We start from the raw sequence: 21,735 nt of genomic DNA on the forward strand, positions 1-21,735 counted from the left end.
GAGAGCTACGCGGCAGGCCTGCACCTCCGCGGATCGATCATGTGGCTGAAGTCTCTGACCCCAGCCACATGATCCGAACCTTGAACAGCTCCTAGCGGTGGGAGGCGTTGTGATCTTCTTTCCAGGTGGGCAGTTCGTGCGACCCTCGCTCGTGACGGTGCGGGGGCGGCGCACGGGCGGTTCAGGACCCGGCCCGGCCTCGGCCGTTCGGCCGACTCGCTGCGGCCCGGTGCTTTCGTAGCCTGCTGATGTGGAACATCTTTCTCCTTTCCCGCGTCGAGCCCAGTGGACGGCCGTCGGCTCGCTGTATCTGGCCCTCGTCCTGCTCTGGCTGGTCGACTGGGTGAGCTTCCTGCCGCTGACCGGCAACAGGCACAGCGTGGGGGACTTCGTCCTGCTCGCCTGCGGGCCGGTGTTCGCCGCGCTGGTGCTGGTGCCCGCAGAGCGGTTCACCGTGCGGAGTCGTGCCGCGGTCGTCGCGGCGGGTTCCTGGGCGGTGACCGCCGTGCTGGCCCTCGCGGGTCATGGCGCCACCGGCTCGTGGAGTCTGCTGGAGAGCGGGGCGCTCCTGGTGCTGCTCGCGGTCACCGCCCGTCGGGCCGAGCCGCCGGCCGTCGCCGTCGCCCTGTGTGCCGCCCTCGGCTCTGCGGTGATCGCCGCTCCGCTGCGCCGGGAGCACGCCGCCGATACCGCGACGTTCGCCTTCCTCCTCACCCTGGCCGTCGGCGCAGCCCTGGGCCTCGGCTGCTGCCTCCGCGCCCTGGACGCCCGCCGCACCCGTGCCGTCGCCGCCGTGCGCCAGGGCGAACGGCTGGAGCTGGCCCGCGATCTCCACGACTTCGTGGCCCACCACGTGACCGGCATCGTCGTCCAGGCCCAAGCCGCCCGGACCATCCGCGAGGCCGCCCCCGAGCAGGTCGACACGATGCTGCTTGGCATCGAGAAGGCGGGGCTGGAGACCCTGGACTCGATGCGCCGCCTGGTGCGGGTGCTGCGCGAGGAGGAGAGGCGCGCCGTCCGTCCCGGCGAGCTGTACGCGGGCCTGGCCGACCTGGCTGCCGAGTTCTCCCGGCGCGGCGGCCCGGACGTCACCGTCCGGATCGAAGCCGCCGCCCGCTGCGCGCGTCTGGCGCCGGAGGTGGAGACCTCCGTCCGGCGGGTGGTGCAGGAGGCGCTGACCAATGTGCGCCGACACGCGTCCGGGGCGCACGCGGTGACCGTACACGTCGGCCTGCGCCAGGGGCAGCTGGCCGTGGAGGTGCGGAACCGGCCGCCGTCCGAGCGGGGCGGGGCGCCCGCCGGCGGGCGCGGCGGCTTCGGGCTGGTGGGCCTGCGGGAACGCGCCGAGGCGGTCGGCGGCTCGCTCACCGCCGGTCCCACCGACGAGGGAGGCTGGGAAACGGCCGCGCGATTCCCCGTCCTGGACCGGGCGCCCGCCGGGGCCCGGGCCCCGGCATGGCACGATCGGATGTGTGAGCACCGCCCCGCAGTCCGCCCCCGAGCCCCGTCCGGTCGCGTCCGCCCCTTCGTCGCACGCCACCCGCGTGCTCATCGCCGACGACCAGGAGATGGTCCGCACCGGTTTCCGGCTGATCCTCGACACCCAGCCGGACATCGAGGTGATCGCCGAGGCCGCCGACGGCGCGGCATGCGTGGAGGCCGCACGGCGGCTGCGGCCCGACGTATGCCTGGTGGACGTCCGGATGCCGAAACTCGACGGCCTGGATGTGACCCGGATCCTCGCCGGTCCGGACGCCGTCGATCCGCTGCGGGTCGTGGTGGTGACCACCTTCGACCAGGACGACTACGTCTACGGCGCGCTCCAGGGAGGGGCCTGCGGCTTCCTGCTCAAGGACGCCGGCCCCGGCCTGCTGGTGGAGGCGGTCCGGGCGGCGGCCCGCGGTGACGCGTTGGTCTCCCCGTCGGTGACGGTGCGCCTGCTCGAACGGCTCGGGCAGTACACGGGCCCCCTGCCCGGTACGGACGGCGGGGGCTTCGCGCAACCGCTCACGGACCGGGAGATGGACGTCGTCAGGCTCGTGGCCCGGGGGCGCACCAACCAGGAGATCTGCCAGGAGCTGCACGTCTCGCTCGGAACCGTCAAGACGCATCTCGGGAGCGTCCAGACCAAGCTGGACGTCCGCAATCGCGTCGAGATCGCGGCCTGGGCATGGGAGACGGGAGCGGTCCGGTCCCGTTGAACATCGGTGCCCGTCCCCGCGCCGCGCCCGGGGCCGGACTGCGCCTCGGCCGAACGGCCGAGGGGCATGGGCCGACTCCGGCCGAACGGCAGAGGCCCCGACCGCCCCCGCCGACCGACCGTGGTGGCATGCAGCAGAGCACCATCACCCCGCCCCCCACGGCGTCACCCGCCGTGTCCCGCATCCGCGCCCTCGACGCCATCCGCGGATTCGCCCTCGGCGGCATCCTCCTGGTCAACCTCCCGACGATCGCCCGACTGGCCTTCGGGCCGCGCCCCGGCGAGGTCCACCCCGTCCGGCACGTCCTGGACCTGACCGTCGAGGGACGCTTCTTCCCCGTCTTCTCCTTCCTCTTCGGCATCAGCTTCGCCCTCTTCCTCGACGGCGCCGCACGCCGCTCGGACCGGCCGCGGCTGCTCCTCGTGCGCCGCCTGGTCGCGCTCGGTGTCCTCGGGGCGGCCCACCAACTGCTCCAGCCGGGCGAGGCGCTGACGCCCTACGCGATCTTCGGGCTGATCGTCCTGCTGCCCGCGACCTGGCTGCCGACCCCGCTCGTCCTGGCGGCCGGCACCGGCATCACCCTCGCCTCGGTGACGCTCGCCTCAGGCGGCATCGCCACCATCCCGGGCCTCTTCCTGCTCGGTCTCGCAGTGGCCCGCCTGGGTATCCCCCGCGTCCTCGGCCACAGCACCGGACGGCTCGCCGCCGCCTTCGCCGTGATCGCACCCGCCGCTGTGGCTGCGACCTGGTGGCAGAACGCCATGGACCCCACCGACGCCCACGCCACCCGTGTCGCCGCCGGCGCCGGACTGCTGGCCGCTCTCGCCTACGTCCTCGCCCTGCTCCTTCTGCTACGCGGCCCGGTGGGCCCGGCGCTGTCCGCCGTCCTCGAACCGCTCGGCCGCATGGCGCTCACCAACTACCTGACGGCCACGATCCTCGTCGTCGCGGCCGTACCGGTACTCGGCCTGCGGGAGTCCCTCCACTGGGGAACCGCCATGGTCCTCGCCCTGGCCATCCTCGTCGTCCAGATCCTCTTCAGTCGCTGGTGGCTGGCCCGTTTCCGCTACGGCCCCGCCGAGTGGTGCCTGCGCTGCGTCACCTGGTGGGAGCGTGTCCCCAACTACCGCTGAACGCCCCGCCCCGGCCCGAGCGCTCGCCCACAGAACGTGCCCACGAGGGCCACGATGGACTGACCGCCGGGGCCGGGCAAGCACATGCGGGCACTTCGGCAGACAGCCCGACCGACCCCATGGGCCGCCCACGTCACCGGCCCGCTCGATCGCCGACCCCACCGGCAACCCCGCCGCCCGGCGCACCCCCGTCACACCGGCCGCCCTGCTGGAGCCCGGACGCCAGACCGTGCCCTTCCACGGCCGGGAGGCTCTGCTCGCCGAGCTGGAGGCGTGGTGCGGGCGGGACGGGGCGTGGCTGCTGCACGGTCCGGGCGGGCAGGGCAAGACCCGCCTCGCCCACCACCTCGGCCAGCGGCTCACCGCCCAGGGCTGGCCCGTCCTGTGGGCGCGGGCCAGCGCCCGTCCCGACCATCTGCGCGAACTACGACGCGCGGCCAAGCCCCTGCTGGTCGTCCTCGACTACGCCGAAACCCGCCCCCAACAACTCGGCGCCTTCGTCGACTCCGCCGAACACCCCGGCACCAGCCCGCTCAAGCTCCTCCTCCTCGCCCGCACCGCCGGCGACTGATGGCAGCAGGCCCGAACAGGAAGCCGGCAGGCCGAAGAACTCCTCGCCACCGCCCGCACGCGCCGCATAACTTCCCTGGAGGACGACCCCGACCTGCGCGCCGGCCACTACCACGAGGCTTTGTCCGTCGCAATGCCCATGCGATGGAGCCAGGCCCAATACTCTCCCGCCAACCAGACTCAGCGGTCCTCGACGATGAAGCACGCCCGCTGGTAGAGCTCGTCGAACGTGATGATCTCGACGTCCTGGATGGACGTCCGGTACAGCTCGAAGGAGCTGATCTTCTCCGGGTTCACGGCACCGTTCTGGATGAACTCCTGCAGGCTCCCGATCACCACGACCTGTCGGGGGCGGGTGGTGGACAGCCCGACTTCGATCGGGGTGCCGTCGTCCTCGTAGATGCGATCGAGGAACTGGCGGGAGATGAGCTGCTGGGCCTTGTTGGCGGTCTTCTGCACCTGGGCCACGCCCCCGCCCAGCTCCTTCGATGCCTGGTAGACGCCCGATCGGTACGGGGTTCCGGCGAGTAGCTCCGTCTTGTGGGTCTTGATCTCGCAGAAGAGCATGCTGCTGATCAGGCCTTTGGAACGCATGATGGCGTCGATGCGCTTCCCGGCCCCGCCGAAAATACTGGCGCCTGTGGTGATGCGTTCCAGCTTGCCGTCGTCGATGGACTCACAGGCGATGAGGTTGAGGCCGTAACCGAAGATCCACTGATTCTCCTCGAAGAAGGCCTGCCAGACCGCCTCCGGCCCGCGTGTCGTGGCCAGGCTCTCCGCCTGCTGGAAGTAGCCCGGATCGGTAAGCAACCGCTCGAACCTCTGGAGCTGTTCCTTGCGGTTGCTGATCAGCCGGATGTCCTCTTCCGTGAGTCCGCCGCCGATCGCGGTCCTGACCGCACCGAGAACCATCGTCCGGTCCTGACCGGTCAACAGCTGCACCAGCTGCGCTTCGTCCCCGGTCACCAGCTGGTGGAGGTCACCCGGGGTGCTCAGGCCGGCGCAGCCCTGGAGGAAGTTGATGACCTTCCAGAAGTTCTCATGAACGTCGCCGGTGTCGACGAGCGCCTTGACGGCCCGGGTGGCGCCGGTATCAGGCACCATCAGGAAGATAGGGGTGTCCCCAGCCTTCTTCTTGTCCTTCTTCCAGAGTTTGACCCTCGGCGTGTAGCTGTCGCCCTTCTTGATGATGGTGACGTTGAGCAGGGTCGCTACCTGGGGCCGATCGTCGAGGACGAAGTCGGTGATCATTCGGCGTGCGCGGGTGTCGTAGAGGTGCTGGAGCCCATCGCCGTCTTGGGAACCGCGGATCTCCAGGCTGGCGAAGTCCCCCCGGGTGACGTCGAACTCGGTGGTGGTGAAGGGGAGACGGAAGCCGCGAACGATGGGGGTGGCAGGTGCAGCGGCCTGGGTCCGCCAGTCCGGCGCGATGTTGGGCATCGGCCGGGGATCGCCCTCGACCACGAGGCCCTGGACGTCGGTGCGCCCGAGCTGGCCGAGCACGGTCTCCAGCGTCCGCCAGATCAACCCCTTCGTCTCTTCGGTGACGGTGCGCAGGAGCTCGCGCTCCACCGTCAAGACCGCCTCGTAGGTGTCCGCCGTCCAGCTGTCACCGGGCATGGGGTGGAAGAACCCGCCGTCGCGGCGCAGGGTCAGGACCGCGGTGCGCAGCAGGTCGCGTGCGCTCTCCTCGCCGGCGCAGTCCAGGAGGCTGTAGGTCTGACCGAGGACCAGGTCGAGCTTGCCAGTGTCTTCGTCGCCCAGTGGCAGCGGGATCAACGGGCCTGTCGGGGTGACGCGGACCGGGGTGTACAGCGGTCGGCCGGAGACGAGCTCGTAGGAGCGCAGGCCCCATCCGTCTGGCGCCAGAAGCCGGTTCAGTTCATCGACGTACGCCATCGCCTCCTCGACATCGGCTGCCACCTCGGGATGGACCATCCGTGCCAGAAAGGCGAGCAGTACCTCGTCCGGCCCGTGGGCAAGCTCCAACCTGGGGTCCTCGAAGATCCAGTCGTCGGGCAGGTCATCGTTGTTGAATCGGTGCTGCTGGATATCGTCCCGGACAGTCGGAAGCTGGCTGTTCTCAGGCTGAGGACGGTCCAGGTCGTATAGGCCCTCCAGGAACGTGACCTCGTCCAGCTTCCCCCACCAGGGGCTCGACATCCCACGCAAGTACTTGAAGATGTCTTGCCGCGTCACCACAGTGATCTCTGGTCGAGCGTGCGCTGGGTCGGAGTCATTGGACGTCATGCCTCCATGATGGACGGCTGGTGTGCCATGCGGAGGGCTATTGGGACATTCCGCTCTCACTCAGACATCAACATGTCTGGCTGGCTGGCCGCGAGAACGCCGCAGCACGTCCGGGCGAGGCTGCGGGTGTCGGCAAGGCTCTGGCCGGTCCCACCGCCGGTCCGGGTCACCCGACGGACGCCGAGCCATCGACGCACTCCAGCTCTCGCACTCGCTCTTGAAGTTCGGCGGGCAGATACCAGCCCTCGATGGCCGGTGTCATGTAGAGGCGGGCCTTGAGGCCGAGGAGCAGCTGGCGACGATGTTCCTGGTCCGCCTGGGTCCAGGCGTCGCCGAAGGTCTCGCCGGTCTCGACCTCGACCCAGGCGGAGGGGCGTTGCGGGAGTGCGGCGAGGCGGCGGCGTTCGTCGACGAGGACTTCGAGGGCTTCGGCGTACTCGTCGTCGCCGCCGGGGTAGTCGAATAGGCCTCGGCGTTTCTCCTCGCGCAGGTCGCGCATGGCCGCCGTGACGTGGTTGAGCTGCTCGGTGTGGTCCTCGCCGGGGATGAACCTGCGCACCGTCATCGCCAACCCGGCCAGGCGCTCCACCAGGGCGGTGATCGCGGCGGTGACGCGCTCGCCCTTGACGGACTGACCCTTGCATGCCGGCTTGCCGGCGGTCTTCGCGCAGCGGTAGTACTCGTAGACCTTGCCGTTCTTGGCGAGGTTCACCTGCCGGTAGAACCGGTCACCGCACCGGTCGCAGTGCGGCACGCCCAGCCAGGGCGAGGCGCCGTTCGAGCGTTCCTTCGCGATCGTGCGCTCGTCCATCGCCGCCTGGACCGCGGCCCACTCCTCCTCCGTGAACAGGGGCTTGGCCATCCGGATCGGCAGGCCCTTCGCATCCCTGGCAATCTTGCGCGCCTTCACGGACCGGCCGGTGAGCTTCAGGCCCATCGTCGCCGGCGAGCGGAGGATCTTGCCCACGCTGGTGGGGTTCCAGTGGTTCGACGGCGGCGTCTTGCGCTTGCTCGAGTAGGTGTCGCCCTGGTTCTTGTACGCGTGCGTCGACGGGGTATCGAAGCCGGCCGCCTCCAGGGCCGTGGCGATCATCCACTGGCTCTGTCCCTCCAGCAGGAGCTTGCCCATGTACCGCACGGCCTCGGACGTCACCGGGTCCGGCTCCAGGGTGCGGCCGCCGCCCGGCCGGTCCACGATCCGGTACCCGTACGGCGGCTGCCCGCCGGCCCACCGGTCCGTCTTGCGCAGATGCTTGTGCGCCGCCGACACCCGGGCCTTGATCCGCTTGAGCTCCATCTCCGCGAAGATCGACGCCAGCATGAGGAAGACCTTGGCCAGCTCGTTCCCGAACGACGACTCGCGGCCCAGGGCATCCGCACCGCCCTCACGCCAGGCCCGCCGCCAACGCTCCACCGACCGCTCGCCGACCCGCAGCTCCCGGGCGATCACCGACGTCTTCTCGCCAGCCTCGAACCGGCCCCCGGCCTCCAGTCGCACCTGTTCTCGAAACGCCCGCCGCTCAGCGGTCAGGCCCCCACCCTGCGCATACCGCATACCACCGGCATACCGCAGGGATCACTACCTGTCACCACCGACAACAGAACGAAAACCTCAGTAACCGTCCATGACGACAGTCCGGGGCCTTCCCGGACCTGACACATCGCCCCTCCCACCTCCGCCGTGGTTGCGGCCGCCAGGACGCAGGCACTGAGGATCGCCCCGGAGGCAACGGCGACGGGAACGACACCCCGATGGTCGATCGCGCCGCATGCACGGGATCACCGCTCGGCGCTTCTCACCGCAGCTCATCGTCATCACCGCCGCGTGTGCGCCGGTTGTGAAATGGCCTTCCTTGAGAGCTGCTTTTCCACAGGTCAGAGGCATGTTCGATCAGAACTACGCCTTCTGCGCCAACGTCCGCGATCGCAAAACGGTGCCCGTCTCAGTCAGGCTGCCTGCCGGATCGTCAGTACGAAGAGGCAGCAGCGAGTTGCTGCACTCGTTCTTCGAGTCCGGGTGACAGGCACCAGCCTTCAATGGTGGGTGTCATGTAGAGGCGGGCTTTGAGACCAAGGAGGAGCTGGCGGCGGTGTTCCTGGTCGGCCTTGGCCCAGGCATCGGCGAAGGTTTCTCCAGTCTCGACCTCGACCCAAGTGGAGGGGCGTTGTGGAAGGGCTGCGAGGCGGCGGCGTTCGTCGACGAGGACTTCGAGGGCTTCGGAGTACTCGTCGTCGCCGCCGAGGTAGTCGAACAGGTTGCGGCGCTTCTCCTCGCGCAGGTCGCGCATGGCCGCCGTGACGTGGTTGAGCTGTTCGGTGTGGTCCTCGCCGGAGGTGAACCTGCGCACCGTCATCGCCAGCCCGGCCAGGCGCTCGACCAGGGCGGCGATCGCGGCGGTGACACGCTCGCCCTTGATGGACTGGCCCTTGCAGGCTGGCTTGCCGGCCGTCTTCGCGCACCGGTAGTACTCGTACACCTTCCCGTTCTTCGCGAAGTTCAGCTGCCGGTAGAACCGGTCGCCGCAGCGGTCGCAGTGCGGCACGCCCAGCCAGGGCGAGCCACTGTTCGAGCGTTCCTTCGTGATGGTCCGCTCGTCCATCGCCGCCTGGACCGCCGCCCACTCCCCCTCCGTGAACAGGGGCTTGGCCATCCGGATCGGCAGACCCTTGGCGTCGCGGGCGATCTTGCGCGCCTTCACGGAGCGGCCGGTCAGCTTCAGGCCCATCGTCGCCGGCGAACGCAGAATCTTCCCCACACTGGTCGGGTTCCAATGGTTCGACGGCGGCGTCTTGCGCTTGCTCGTGTAGGTGTCGCCCTGGTTCTTGTACGCGTGGGTCGCCGGTGTGCAGCCTTGGCTGGAGTCGTCCCGCAAAGCCCTTCGAGCCCTGCGGGACTGTCAGCAGATGAAAGAAACCGCTCTGCCGGCCCCGGACGCCGACGGACGGTCACCGGCTCGTCTCGCCCTGCGTCCCCGGTCACGCCCGAGTCGCGATGATGCGTCGGATCGTCGCAGGAGCGCGAACGCCGGAGTCGGCGTCCCGCGTCCGGCACCAGGACCGGCCGGCCTCCGAGGTGGACCCCCAGGACGAGGCGAGGTCGCGCCGCAACAACCAGGGCCGCAGGAGGCCCGGGAGGGCCTGCGGGTAGGGCACGCGGTGGCAGGTGTCCGCGATGGCCTCCACCGCCGCCCAATCGGGGCCGTCCACCGTCCGGCCAGGGGCACCGGGAGCCACGAGGGCCAGGACATCCTCGAACCCGGCGGTCAGCATGGCGTCGCACCAGCCCGCCGCTCCCGACCGGCGCGGAGCAGGGAGCGCGCCGGGGTGGACCGCCGGGCTGGCGGCGGCCGGAGCCGCCGCCAGAGCGGCGTCCAGCCCGTCGGCGGCCGCTTCCCCCGCGAACTCGCGCACCGTGGCCGCCAGCCAGGCCCGCCCGACTGCGTCGGCGGCCGACCAGCCTGCGGTCAGCGCCCGCCACCCGCCCCCCTCGATTGCCCGGGCAGTTCTGACCGCCAGGCAGACACCTGCGATTCCGGCGACGCAACGGCCCGCCTCGGCGAACCCGGGCTCCAGTCCGAACCGCGCAGCCTCCATCTCCAGTACGCCGTAACGTGCCGTCGATCGGATGTCAAGGTGGCCCCTGACGGTACATTGCCACAGTGCTCGCCGAAGCTCTGCACTGGCCATCGCGATCCCCTCCGCTTCTCGTCGACGGTTCGCCCTGACGCATGTGTACCTCGGTAGGTCGGGCACCCCCGCTCAGCGCAGCCGGTAGAGATAGATCGGAGTGTCCCACGGAATCTCCCCCTTCTCCGCCTGCTGAAAGAGGTAGTAGAGCCGGTGGTTCCCGTTGTCGATGGTCTTGCCGTCGCTCAGCATCGCCGGATACATCCCGTCCCTCGGCCGGAAGATCGAATCCAGCAGCTTGCCCTTCTCCGCCAGCTTCCTGGCCCCGGCCAGCTTCTTGTCGCTCTCCGGTTCGCCAGGGTTCACGTCCCGGAAAGTCTTGCCGCGAAGGTCCGCGACCGTTCCGTTGGCGGCTGGCGCCTTACGCAGGACGTTTATCTCGAACCAGGTGAAGTCCGGGTATTCGCCGCAGTTGTGGACCAGGACCGGGGTCCGGCCCGCGAGGACGTAGTACGTGTGAAGGTCCGCGACGGTCAGGTTGTGGGCGGGCCGGGGGGCGGTGCGGTAGGTACGGGACGCGGTGACGGTGACGGTGGTGCCGTCCCCGGCACTCAGGCGGTCGCCGATGGCGAGCTCGCCGGCATCGGTCCAGCGCTGGGTGGTGACGTCCCAGTAGGGGTGGTGGTAGGTGGAGGTGAGGACGGTCGGTTCCGACGGGGCGGCGTCGTCTCCGGCGACGAGCGTGAGATCGGTGAACTTCTCGTCGTCCGGGGTGAGGATGGTGTCGGTGACCGGTTTCGCCGTGGTCTCGCCGGTCTGCGGGTCGGTGGCGACGACGAGGTCGCCCTCGACCAGCTCCTCGATCGGCTTGGCGCTTCCGTCGGCGAGCAGGACGAGCGTTCCGGCCGGGAAGCTCTTGCAGGCTCGCCCGGCCCCGGTCAGCGCGTCGCCGGCGGCGCCCTTGGCGCCAGCCCGCGGGTTGACGCCGATCGGCATGTCCGCCTGGGTGGAGACGAGTTCCTCCAGCGCCAGGGTGGCGCACGCGGGCGGCATGGCCGCGCAGACCGGCGCGCCGACCAGGAGCAGCGAGGCGAAGGCGACGGTGTTGACGAGGCCGCAGATCACCTTGGAGTCGCACCCGCGCGCGGACGGGTTGTTGACCGGGTAGCTACCGAGCAGCAGTTGGGGCTGGCCGCTCTTGGCGGGCGTGCTGGATCCGGTACTGGCGGCGGGCCCGCAGTTGTGCTTCATGCCCATCGCCCACATGCAGCCGCTGTCCTTGGTCTTCGCCTTGGTGGTGGTTCCGCCTACGCCCTTGCCGTTGCTGATCGTCGTGGCGATGTACTGCCGGGTCTTCAGGTCGGACTGGTGGTACTCCCAGGTGGAGGTCTGCTCGGCGCACTGGAGGGTGGCGCAGAAGCTGGCCGGCGGGTAGACCTGCTCCGAGGCGCGTGGGCTGTAGTGGCCGCCGCCGCAGCGTCCTTCCTTGCAGTCGTCGATGATCAGGCCGCTGGCGTCGGTGTGGTTGACGGGGTCGTTGTTGGCGTACGCGTAGGCGTTCCACTGCTGTGGGTCGGACTGGTCGAGCAGCGGGTCGGGGCTGATGAAGCGCCCGGCACGCGGGTCGTAGTGGCGGGCGCCCAGGGTGGTGAGCCCAGCCGCGTCATCCTGGACGCCGCCGACGAAGCCCTTGCTCCCGGCCCAGCTGTCCGGTGCCGGAGCCGTGCCGCGGGCGTTGCCGAACGGGTCGACGGGCCGCCGGGTGACGGCCTGGCCGGGGGCGCAGGCGATCTGCACCCCGTTGGTGCCGTGCGGGTCGGCGGCCTGGACGAAGAGGGAGCCGCCACCGATCGGTGCGGTGACCCGGGTGAGCGACAGACCGCCGGGGGCGCCGATGTAGCGGACGGTGCTCATCGCCCCCGACGCGGTGTCCAGGGTGAGCTGGTCGGTGGCCAGCAGCAGGGTGGTCTTGCCGGGGTTTCGGCGGAGCAGCAGGTTGCCCTCGGCGTCGTAGACGTACTCGTTGGCGCTCGGCTGCTCGGTCTTGGCGAGTGTGGCCAGCTTGCCCTGGCCGTCCCAGCCGAGGGTGGTGGTGCCTCCGGTCCTGGTGACGGCGGTGGTGTTGCCCGCCGCGTCGTACTGGTACCGGTCGACGCGGGTGCCGGACGGCGAGGCAGTGGTGGAGCTGAGCAGGGCGTGCGGGCCTCCGGTTCCGCCGCCCGTGTCGGGCGCGGTGGTCGGCGTGTTGACGGTTCCTGCGGCTCCGAACGTCTGGGTGGTGACGGTGTCCTTGGTGCTGTCGCCGCTCCGGTCGTGCTGGGTCAGGCTCGTGCGGTTTCCGGTGGCGTCGTAGGTGTAGCTCTGCCAGTACGGGCTCGGCCCGCCAACCGACCGACCTCCGGGGACGGCGGCCGGGCCGGCGGCGTTGTCGCAGCCGCCGGTGCCGGGCGCGGTGGTGCCGCCACCGGTACCGTGCTTGACCCCGCTGGAGTCGGTCCAGTCGGCCACCGTGTGCACGCCGCCCGTGTCGGCCCACGCCTGGGTGAGCCGGCCGAGGTGGTCGTAGGTGAAGCACTGGGTGTCGGTGGCGGTGGCGTTCTGCAGGTCGCTCGCCGAGGTCAGCCTGCCGGACGCGGTGTAGGTGTAGGCGGTCTGGGAGACGGAGACGGTCCCGGTCTGCTTGTCGGTGTGGGAGTTGATCAGCCGCCCGGTCGCCCAGTCGTACTGCTGGGTGGAGACCACCTGGGTTCCGTAGTCGCCGACGGTGGTGCGCACCGCACGGCCGAGCGCGTCGTACGCGACCGCCTGGACGAGGGTCTGCTCGTCGCTCATCGCCCCGGTGAGCAGACCGGTGTCGGTGTAGGAGTAGGTGAGGGTCTCGGCGGGCAGGCCGCCGGCAGCGGGCACGCTGAGCGAGGCGACCGCGCCGGTCACCGGCTTGTAGGTGGTGGTGCTGGTGTAGCTTCCCGCAAGCGCGCCCTCGATGGACGGGATCGTCACCGTGGTGCCCAGCGGCCGGTAGACCGTGTCGTAGCCAGTGACCGCCTTGGTGTAGGCGGGCCCGCCGGCTCCCGCGGTGTACCGCGTCGAGGAGGTCGGCTGCCCCTTGGCGAGGGTGTCGTAGGTGAAGCCGGTGAGCTGGTTGGCCGCCGCCACGCTGCCGGCGTACTCGGCGGTCTTGCGGCCGAGAACGTCGTAGGTGGTGACGATCGTGCGGCCGCGTGCGTCCGTGGTCCGCTCGACCCGGGAGTTCACGTCGTAGCCGACCGTGCTGGTGCCCGCGTCGGGGTCGTCGGTCGCGATCTGGCGGCCGCGAAGGTCGTAGCGGAAGGCCCAGTTGTTCCCGGCCCGGTCGGTGTGCCCGGCCGGCTGGCCGGCGGCCGTGTAGCGGTAGGTCGTCACGTCGGCGTCGGCGGGGCTTCCGGTCGGGGCCGCCGTCCGATACTGCCACAGCGCGGTCCGTCGCCCTCGGGCGTCGGTGATGGTGGTCACCGGGGCCTCGCCCTGCGGGGGTGTCACATCGACGCGGTCTGCGCCGGGGTAGGCGGTGACCGTCGCCCACTGCGCGTTGGCGAAGAACCGGAACTCCTCGCGGACGGTGCGGCCCGTGCCGTCGTAGGAGATCCAGGTCTGCGCGGGCACCTGGGAGTCGTTGCCGGGGACGAAGAGGTTCTTGCCCGGCAGGCTCGACGCCTCGTAGTAGGGGGACGAGACCTTGACCGCCCAGCCGTGCGAGTCGTAAGCGGTGTCGGTGATCAGACGCCCGGTCGGTTTCGCGTCCGAGGTCTGCTGGGTCTGGCGAAGTCGACCGAGGCCGTCGTACAGCTCGGTCTTGGAGGAGTACGTCTGGCCGTTGCCCTGAAGCCATTCCGTCATGACCACGGAGGGGCCGGTGGTGCCGTTGACGAAGTACGAGTACTTGAGGCTCGCCTTGCCGCCGGTGGGCCGGTCGGGGTACCAGACGGCAGTCAGCCGGCCGAGCGCGTCGTGCTGCTCGGTGGTGCTGCGGCCGTTCGCGTCGGTGTGCACCAGCGCCTGGCCGCGGCCGGGGTCGTAGTCGACGGAGGTGGTCCAGCCGCCGAGCGGGCCGGTGGTGGTGATCCTGGTGGGCAGGGCCCCGGAGGCCGGGATGTTGGCGATCTGGGTGACCGCGGGCGCCGTCGTCGGGCCGCCGGTCCGGTTGCCGTCTTTGTCATAGGTGGATCCGTCGGTGGTGGCGGTCCGCACCGGCCGGCCGTAGGCGTCGCGCTCGACGGTGCCCTGCTGCAGATAGACCGGGGCGTTCCCGTCGAACCGCTCCAGGACGAGCGAGGAGGTGTGGTCTCCAAGGTCGCCGGCCTGCCCGTAGGGCTTGCCGTCGAACAGCGTCCGGACGGCGGAAATGGTGTTGGCGGGGGTCGCGGGGGTGCCGCAGGGGGCGGCCGTGTGGACCGACTGGGCGATCAGCTGGCGCAGCATCGGGTTGGCCGACGTCGCGTAGCTGTTGGTGGTGCAGGTCTCGGGCGTGGCGGCCGTGCCGTCGCCCTTGTCGGCGACGTGCAGCAGCCTGTTGCCGTTGGCCGGGTCACTGGTGGAGACGGTGGTCGTGGTCCGCCAACTGCCGTCAGAGAGTTTGTCCTTGGCAATCGCGGTGACCTGCGCAGCCGGGTAGCGGGCGTAGCGGAAGGGGATGTCGCCGCCGCGTGCCTGCGTCGCGGTGATCTCCTGCGCGGAGAAGAGGCTGCCCTTGACGCTCTGGACGGTGCCACCGGCCTGGTCGTAGGCCTCGGTGGCGACGGTGGAGCCGGCCAGCCAAGCGCTGTCGACGACGGTGCCGCCGAGCGGGCTGGTGACGCTGACGGCGCGCTTGGTGCCGTCGGCTTTGAGGTCGCCGTCCATACCCCGCAGGTAGGTGACCTTCTGCTGGGTCTTCGGCGCCTCGCCCGCGTAGCCGCTGCCGGTGGTGGTGGTCACCGCCTCGTAGCCGCGGAAGCCGTCCCACGTCCGGGTCTTGGGATCGGCGAACTCGGCATCGTTGCGGTGCCAGGCCGCGCCACCGTGGTAGGTGTACTCGTTCGTCCGTACGGCGGCGGCACCGGTGACCGCGTCCTGTTCGGTGACACTGGTCACCAGCGGCTTGTTGAACCAGTCGGCGACTGGTGTCGAGGAGCCCGGCTTGTACCACTTGACCGGCATGCAGGCGAGCGTGTTGCCGTCCTCGGAGGCGGGCATCCGGTTCTCGACGCGCGAGCAGGCGGGCGGTGAGTAGTTGACGTTGATCCGTCCACCGGTTTCGGTGTCGATCCGTGCGACGCGGGGCCGGACGAACATCGGCGCCGCGGGCACCAGCCCGTCCACCCGGTTGGCCAGGCCGATCGCCGAGAAGGTCACGGCGGGCAGGCTCTGGGCGGGCAGGCCGTTGCTGCCAGTGCGCGTCACCGCTCCCAGCCATAGGGTCTTCGCCGTTCCGTCTCCCGGGTCGTAGAACGACTGGCCGAGGTTCCAGGTGTCCACGGTGATGCGTGCCGATCCGGACAGGACCGAGGTCGTGATGGTGGTCAGCCGCTTGGTCGAGAAGAAGGACGGACCCCGGTTGGCGCAGGAACCGGATGCTCCGCACTGCTGGTCGACCGGAACGTCCGGCCAGAAGGCGGCGTTGGCGCTGGTCCGCTCCGATTCGGCGCAGGTCACCGCGCCCGAGGGTACACAGCGTTCGGCGGTGCCGAAGTCGATCCGCGCGGCGGGTTGGGCGGTGCCCCTGGCGGCGGTCTGCTCGGGGAGCCGCTGGCCGTAGGAGATCTGCTTCAGATAGCCCGCGCGCTGGTAGGGCGTCAGCACGCCGGTGCCGTTGTTCTGCCCGGCGCCCCGGCTGTAGTGGTTGGTCTCGCTCGCGTAGACGTAGGAGGTCAGGTTCTGGTGCGGGTCGACCACGTAGTCCAGCTGCCAGCGCCAGCCCATGGTGCACCAGGAGCCCTTGTCCTTGGCGGGGTCGTGGCACGGGTCGCCGCTGTTCGGGGCGTAGACGGGCACGCCGAGCGCGGAGTCGGCGGCGGGGTCGGTGCCGTCGCCGCCGGGCAGGTGGTTGCGGCCGAAGTAGTACTGGACGCCGTCGGAGGTCGTCACCCGCCAGTACTCTCCGCCGTTCAGGCCGTTGGACGCGCCGCTGAGCTGCTCGATCTTCGAGCCGTCGTCGCCCTGGAGGTGCCACACGCCGGTGGTGTCGTCACGGATCAGCGCGCCCGAGTGGCCGCCGAGTGCCAGGCTCGCGTTCTGACCCGCCCAGCAGAGGTCGGCGGAACCGGTGATGCCGGCCTTGTCGCACGGCCGGTAGGAGCGCTCGATGTAGCCCGGTTCGTAGTCCCAGCCGTCGCCGATCCAGGAGGACTGCGAGTTGGTCGCGGAGCTGCGGCCGTCCACGGTGGCCGAGTTGTAGGACAGCGAGACGGACGGCGCTTCGCCGCCGAGGGCTGGGGGGACCTCGATCGGGTACGAGTAGAGGAAGTTGCCGGCGTTGGAGCCAGCGTTCCAGGCCATCGAGGGGGCGAGCGAGGTAGCCGCGTAGCTGCCGCCGGAGCCGGCGGGGGCGGGCTCCGCGGTCAGCACCATCGGCGCGGCGGCCGGGGTGGGAACGAGGGTGGCCGCGGCGTTTGGCGTGGAGACGGCGGGCAGGGTGACCGTGGCGGTCAGCGTCGCGGCCCGGACGTCGGTCACCGCCTCGACGGGTGTGCGGGTGCGGCACTCGGCGCGCTCGGGTTCGGTGAGGGCGCAGGCCGGGAGCGCGACCAGCCGCGCGCGGTCCGCCCAGGCCGCGCCCTGGAGTCCCGCCAGGTCCACCGTGACCCTCACCTCGCGCCCGGCGGGGGCGCCCTCGGCGGGCGGGGAACCCGCCGTCGCCGGTGGCCCGGCGTCGGCGAGGGTCAGCAGTGGGCCCGCGACACCGGCGGCGCGGCCCTGGTCGACCCCGGACACCGAGACCGCGACCGTCTGGGCGGCCCGTCCGTGGCCGTCCTCGGGCAGCAACAGAACCGGAAGGTCGCCGGCCCGTGCGGGAGTGGCGCCCGCCGACGCCGGGGAGGCACCACCACTGGCCGCCCGGGCCGCCTTCGCCTCGGCGCCGTCCACGCCCAGCGTCACCGTGGTGGATCCGGACAGCACCGGGCGTGCGACCACCGGGGCCGGGCCGGCAGGGAGCGGAGTGCCGCCGGGCAGCGGTGTCACCGTGAGGTCGCCGCCCGGGACCGACGGGGAGTCGTCGCCCAGCGGAGTGTTCGGCGGCACCCACACCTTGTCGGGGTCGGGCTGTTGGTGGGCCGCCGCCCACGCCGCCGTCGAAGGGGCGCCGACCAGACCGGTCAGCAGCGCAAGAACGGCGACCACGGCAGCCGGGGCCGGACTGCGCCGACGCTGCCGGGCCTGCCCCCCACCGCCCGCTGGCTGTATGCGGCCATGCCAATTCAACACGGAACCCCCCGATGCAACGTGCCGCCATGGCGGGCGAGTGGATCGCACACCTTCGATGAGCGACGCCGACCCTAGGGGCCCATGGCGGAATTGGACTAGACCTACTGGTGGGTAATGGGGGTTTCCGCAGCCGTGTCGCAATCTGACTGATCGTCATCGCATCTTTCTGCTAATCGACATGGCAGGTCTTGACTCCAAAGGGTCTCTCCACGCACAGTTTCGGTCCGAACGTCTGCCCGTCGGGGCGGCTATCGGGAGGGTCACACATCATCACCATGGCGAGCACACCAGGAACCTCGCACCACGGAGCGACCCACCAGGGTCCTTCCCGTCGCAGAACCCACCGCGCCGCCGGCCGGATCGCCGCGCTGGCCGTCGCCGGGGCCCTCGCTCTCGCCGCGACGGTGGTCCCCGCGCACGCCGACCTCGGCCCGTCCGGCGCCGGTCCGGACGGCTTCGAGACTCCGGCGCCCGCCAACCAGACCGCGGAGCAACTGGCCGTGGCCGAGGCGATCGGGCAAGCCCGCCGGACCGGCCAACAGGTGGCGGTGGACGCGCTCACCACGGAGACGTCGAGTACCGTCGCCACACCGGCGGGCCGACTCGCCACCACCGACACCGCACAGCCCGTCCGGACCCGGCGCGACGGCGGCTGGTCCGATCTCGACGCCACCCTGCACCGCAACCCGGACGGGAGCGTCACCCCCGCGGTGGCCATGGCCGGGCTCACCCTCTCCGGGGGCGGCAACGGCCCGATGGCCACCCTCACCACGGACGACGGCGCGAGGATCGCGGTCACCGCGCCCTTCCCGCTTCCGGCACCCGTGCTGAAGGGAGCCACGGCCACCTACGCCGACGTCCTGCCCGAGGTCGACCTGCAGGTCACCGCGCTCCCCGCCGGGGGCTGGCGGAACGTGCTGGTCGTACGGACCGCCCAGGCGGCCGCCCGCCCGGAACTGACGACCCTCACCTTCCGGACCGAGGCGACCGGCCTCACAGTCTCCGCCGACGCGGTCGGCAACATCGAGGCGAAGGACCCGAACGGGCGGACGCAGTTCCACGCCCCCGCCCCGATCCAGTGGGACTCCACCACCACACCGCAGACCGGGACCCCGGCGGGCACGGCGGCGAAGGCCACGCCCCTCGCGCCCGGAGCGGCAGCCGGCGCTGCCGAGGCCGCCGACCCGGACGCCGCTGCGGACGGCTCCAGCGCCGAAGGTCCCGGCGAGCACGCGATCGTCGCCCGGATGGCCACCCGGGTCACCGAGTCGGCCATCGAACTGACCCCGGACCGCAACGCCCTCGGCAAGGGCACCGGGCCGTGGTACCTGGATCCGACCCTGGTCGCCACCAGCAGCACCCAGGGCTCGGTCGAGGTCCAGGAGAACCACCCCGGCGCCCGGAACTACGGCTCCTACACCCAACTCGCCACCGGCTTCTGCGGATACAGCGACTGCACCCCGAAGGGGCGCCAGCGCGCGTACTTCAAGATCGGACTCAACCCCGCGCTCCGCACCCGGCCGGAGGGCGCCCCCAACCCTCCGAGCGTCTTCGGCTCCGTCCTCAACACCACCGTCAGCTGGGCCGCCAGCAACGGCACACCGACCCCGTTCGGCTTCTACTGGGCCCCCGACGGTGACATCAACACCCTGACCGACTGGGGCAACCAGCCCTGCGGCATCCAGGGGCGCATGAACGGCTGCACCCGGATCGCCGACGGCGCGATCACCGGCTACGGGCCCATGAGAGTCGTCGTGACCTCCGCCGTCCAGCAGGCCGTGGCCCGGGGCAACACCCAGATGATCATCGGGATCGCACCGGACGACGAGTCGAACATGTACTTCCGGCACAGGTTCGCCGACAACCCGTCGATCACCACCGAGTACGACCACACCCCGAGCATCTGGTACCCGCGCACCGGCCCCTACCCCTTCCATGCCAAGAGCAACCGCCCGATCGACTGCACGGTCGGCATCAGCGGCGGCAACCCCTGGGACAACCCCGGCTGGATCGGCTCGAACCAGAACATCTGGCTGAACGTCAACAGCTGGTCCCCCGCCGGGTTCAACCTCACCAACCAGTTCCATCTCTGGGACGACACCGACCAGACCTGGGGTGCCTCTCCGGCCGCCGGCGGCGGATCGTGGAACTCCCCGGCCTCCGTGCCGGTCGGCACCCTCGCCGACGGTCACCAGTACGGCTGGAACGCCTGGGCGACCGACGGCACCCTGACGTCGGCCGGCTCCGCACTCTGCTACTTCCGCGTGGACCGGACCAACCCGCGCGCCGCCATCGCCTCGCCCGACTTCCCACCGTCCGGAACGCCCAACGACAACCCCACCGCCTACGCCGACAGCAACGCCACCTTCACCCTGGGCGGCAACGACCCCGCTCCCGGCGGCGGCCTCCAGGCCTCCGGTCTCGCCTGCTTCCGCGTCAGCACCGACCCGACCCCGGTCACCGGGTGGCACTGCGGCGACGCCGGGACCGTCACCGCCGACGACAACGGCAACGCCAGCTTCCAGCACGTTCCCGGCAACTGGGGCACCAACGTCATCTTCGCGCAGGCCCAGGACAACGCCGGCAACTACAGCGACGTGGCCTCCTACAGCTACTACGCGCCCTGGCGGCCCGGCTCGCTGCCGGTCTTCGGCGACGTGGACGGCGACCGCAAGGCCGACATCCTGCGCCCGGACGCCGCGGGCAACCTGAACGCCCTCGGCGCCAACACCGACCCGACCCGCACCAACTCGGCCGTCGCCGCCGCCGCGCCCGGCAACGACCAGAGCCACCACCCCACCTGGAAGGACTACCGGATCACCCACCGCGGCGCCCTCATCGGCGGCGCCAACGTGGACCAGATCATCGCCCACAACACCACCGATCCCGAGCTGAAGAAGCTGCTGAGCCTCGTCTACAACGACGGCGCGGGCCGCTTCGACAACCTCGTCTCGACCAGCCTCGCCCGGCCCGCCAATTGCCGGCTGACCCTGGGCGGGCCGGTCACAGACTGCGCCTCCACCGGCGTCTACGCCGAGGACTGGTCCACCCTCAGCCAGCTCGTCGCCATCGGCACCCCCGAGGGCGAGCGCACCTCGGGCACCGTGATGACCACCCGAAGCTCACTGCTCACCGTCGAGCAGGGAGGACGGCTGTGGCTGTACCGTCCGGGTGGCGCGAACGAACTCTCCCCCACCGCCCAGCTGATCCCCACCGAGGCCGGCCACGGTGACTGGAACGACTACGAGCTCATCAACCCCGGCCCGGCCAACGGGGCCCTGAAGATCTCCGACACCGACTCCGTGGGCCAGGCCACCGTCTGGGCCCGCTACCGCGGCCCCGGTGATCGGCACGGCAACGTCTACGCGTACGCGATCACCGGCACGGTCAACGCCGACAAGACGGTGACGCCGAACTACTCCGCGCTTGCCCGGCCGGACGCCGGACGCCTCATCCTCGGTGGCAGCGGCACCAGCACCGCCGCCTACCCGGAGATGGGTTCCTCGGGCGACCTCAACGGGGACGGCCTCGCCGACCTCTGGACCGTGGACGCGGCCGGCAACGTGCACGTGTGGCGCGGCGTCAACACCGACGGCGTCGCGGGGCGGGTCGACGGCTTCACCTGGCCCGCTTTCATGGGCAGGTCCGGAGCCACCACCTCGATCCGCTCCGCGATCGCGCCCGGCAGCTGCCTCGACGCCGAGGGCGGGGTGGCCGCCGGCGCCGCCATCGCCCTCTACGGCTGCTGGGGCGGCAGCAATCAGCACTTCAACTTCGCTGTCGACGGCACGCTCCGCAGAAGCGGCCTCTGCTTCTCCGTCCAGAACGACGCGGCGGCCCCCGGCGCTGGCGTCGCAATGCAGGGCTGCGCCGGGCTCAACGGACAGAAGTGGGCGCTCGGATCCGACGGTGCCCTGCGCAACACTCCCTCCGGTCTCTGCCTCGACCTCCCGTCCTGGAGCACCGCGCCGGGCGCCCGGCCGGTGCTGTGGCCCTGCAACCAGGGCGGCAACCAGCGCTGGACGGCCGTCGCCGAGTAGCCCGACCTGGCCCCGCCCCCAACCAGCTGCCGCCGCCCGCCCCGGGCGGCGGCAGCTCCGTTCTGGCCGATCCGCCACACCGATGGGGCGCTCACGCCCCCTCAACCCGTGCTAGTGCCGCATCAGGCAACGTTCGCCTCGTCGTGACGTGTCGCCCGGTTGCTGTTCCGGGCGGCACCGGACCGTCAGAATGATCAAGTGGCTGAACGCGTGCAGGTCCGTGAGATCGATGGCGACGAGGGCAGACGGCTGCTGCGGAATCAGGCGCGTGATGACGGCGGACATCCGCTGGGGAGACTCGGCAGCCTTCGCGGCCGCGTCCAGGGACGAGGACCAGCAAGTGGCGGCCGGAGAGAAGGTTGGCCACGCGCCCTTGCCGTCTGTCCCTGGCGGGAATCCCTTTCCGTCCAGCCGTCGCGCCCGTGTCGGCGAGGCCGGCGCCCGCCCAGGCGGTGGCCCGTCGGCACCGGCCAA

The 21,735-nt window shown here is 71.0% G+C and carries 9 protein-coding genes and 1 pseudogene; 5 read left to right on the forward strand and 5 right to left on the reverse strand.

What is annotated here, in order from left to right:
• Window positions 1-853 precede the first annotated feature (853 nt).
• The 4 genes and pseudogenes from ACFXAM_RS12495 to ACFXAM_RS12510 form a co-directional block, all read left to right on the forward strand.
• Window positions 854-1,357: pseudogene (locus ACFXAM_RS12495) on the forward strand (sensor histidine kinase); the annotation flags it as partial.
• Window positions 1,358-1,568: 211 nt separating this feature from the next.
• Window positions 1,569-2,201, forward strand: a complete 633-nt coding sequence (locus tag ACFXAM_RS12500; protein WP_380290232.1) for a response regulator — start codon at window positions 1,569-1,571, stop codon at window positions 2,199-2,201.
• A gap of 128 nt (window positions 2,202-2,329) precedes the next feature.
• The gene (locus ACFXAM_RS12505) at window positions 2,330-3,334 is read left to right on the forward strand and encodes a DUF418 domain-containing protein (protein ID WP_380290234.1); all 1,005 of its coding nucleotides are present in this window, start codon (window positions 2,330-2,332) and stop codon (window positions 3,332-3,334) included.
• 229 nt (window positions 3,335-3,563) lie between these two features.
• Window positions 3,564-3,905, forward strand: coding sequence for a hypothetical protein (locus ACFXAM_RS12510; RefSeq protein ID WP_380290236.1), 342 nt, complete (start codon window positions 3,564-3,566; stop codon window positions 3,903-3,905).
• A gap of 179 nt (window positions 3,906-4,084) precedes the next feature.
• Here ACFXAM_RS12510 and ACFXAM_RS12515 read toward each other — a convergent pair whose 3' ends face one another.
• The 5 genes from ACFXAM_RS12515 to ACFXAM_RS12535 form a co-directional block, all read right to left on the reverse strand.
• Window positions 4,085-6,154 (reverse strand): Shedu anti-phage system protein SduA domain-containing protein, encoded by a 2,070-nt coding sequence (locus ACFXAM_RS12515; protein ID WP_380290238.1) that lies wholly within the window; start codon window positions 6,152-6,154, stop codon window positions 4,085-4,087.
• 166 nt (window positions 6,155-6,320) lie between these two features.
• A complete protein-coding gene (locus ACFXAM_RS12520; protein ID WP_380290240.1) occupies window positions 6,321-7,709 on the reverse strand; it encodes a recombinase family protein in 1,389 nt (462 codons plus the stop codon).
• Window positions 7,710-8,121: 412 nt separating this feature from the next.
• Entirely contained in the window at window positions 8,122-9,027 is a 906-nt protein-coding gene (locus ACFXAM_RS12525; protein ID WP_380290242.1) for a recombinase family protein, read from the reverse strand.
• A 103-nt stretch (window positions 9,028-9,130) separates the two neighbouring features.
• The gene (locus ACFXAM_RS12530; RefSeq protein ID WP_380290244.1) at window positions 9,131-9,841 is read right to left on the reverse strand and encodes a hypothetical protein; all 711 of its coding nucleotides are present in this window, start codon (window positions 9,839-9,841) and stop codon (window positions 9,131-9,133) included.
• A 72-nt stretch (window positions 9,842-9,913) separates the two neighbouring features.
• A complete protein-coding gene (locus tag ACFXAM_RS12535; protein WP_380290246.1) occupies window positions 9,914-17,137 on the reverse strand; it encodes an RHS repeat-associated core domain-containing protein in 7,224 nt (2,407 codons plus the stop codon).
• A gap of 359 nt (window positions 17,138-17,496) precedes the next feature.
• Between ACFXAM_RS12535 and ACFXAM_RS12540 the strand changes: the two genes are divergently transcribed.
• Window positions 17,497-21,261, forward strand: a complete 3,765-nt coding sequence (locus ACFXAM_RS12540) for a ricin-type beta-trefoil lectin domain protein (RefSeq protein ID WP_380290248.1) — start codon at window positions 17,497-17,499, stop codon at window positions 21,259-21,261.
• Window positions 21,262-21,735: the final 474 nt, after the last annotated feature.

Origin of the sequence: Kitasatospora sp. NPDC059462, assembly GCF_042749955.1 — a bacterium.
GTDB lineage: Bacteria > Actinomycetota > Actinomycetes > Streptomycetales > Streptomycetaceae > Kitasatospora.

Coding starts and splice junctions, on each gene's coding strand:
- ACFXAM_RS12500 (WP_380290232.1), top strand. CDS start 1,569: ATGGTCCGCACCGGTTTCCGGCTGATCCTCGACACCCAGCCGGACATC.
- ACFXAM_RS12520 (WP_380290240.1), bottom strand. CDS start 7,709: ATGCGGTATGCGCAGGGTGGGGGCCTGACCGCTGAGCGGCGGGCGTTT.
- ACFXAM_RS12505 (WP_380290234.1), top strand. CDS start 2,330: ATGCAGCAGAGCACCATCACCCCGCCCCCCACGGCGTCACCCGCCGTG.
- ACFXAM_RS12515 (WP_380290238.1), bottom strand. CDS start 6,154: ATGACGTCCAATGACTCCGACCCAGCGCACGCTCGACCAGAGATCACT.
- ACFXAM_RS12540 (WP_380290248.1), top strand. CDS start 17,497: ATGGCGAGCACACCAGGAACCTCGCACCACGGAGCGACCCACCAGGGT.
- ACFXAM_RS12530 (WP_380290244.1), bottom strand. CDS start 9,841: ATGGCCAGTGCAGAGCTTCGGCGAGCACTGTGGCAATGTACCGTCAGG.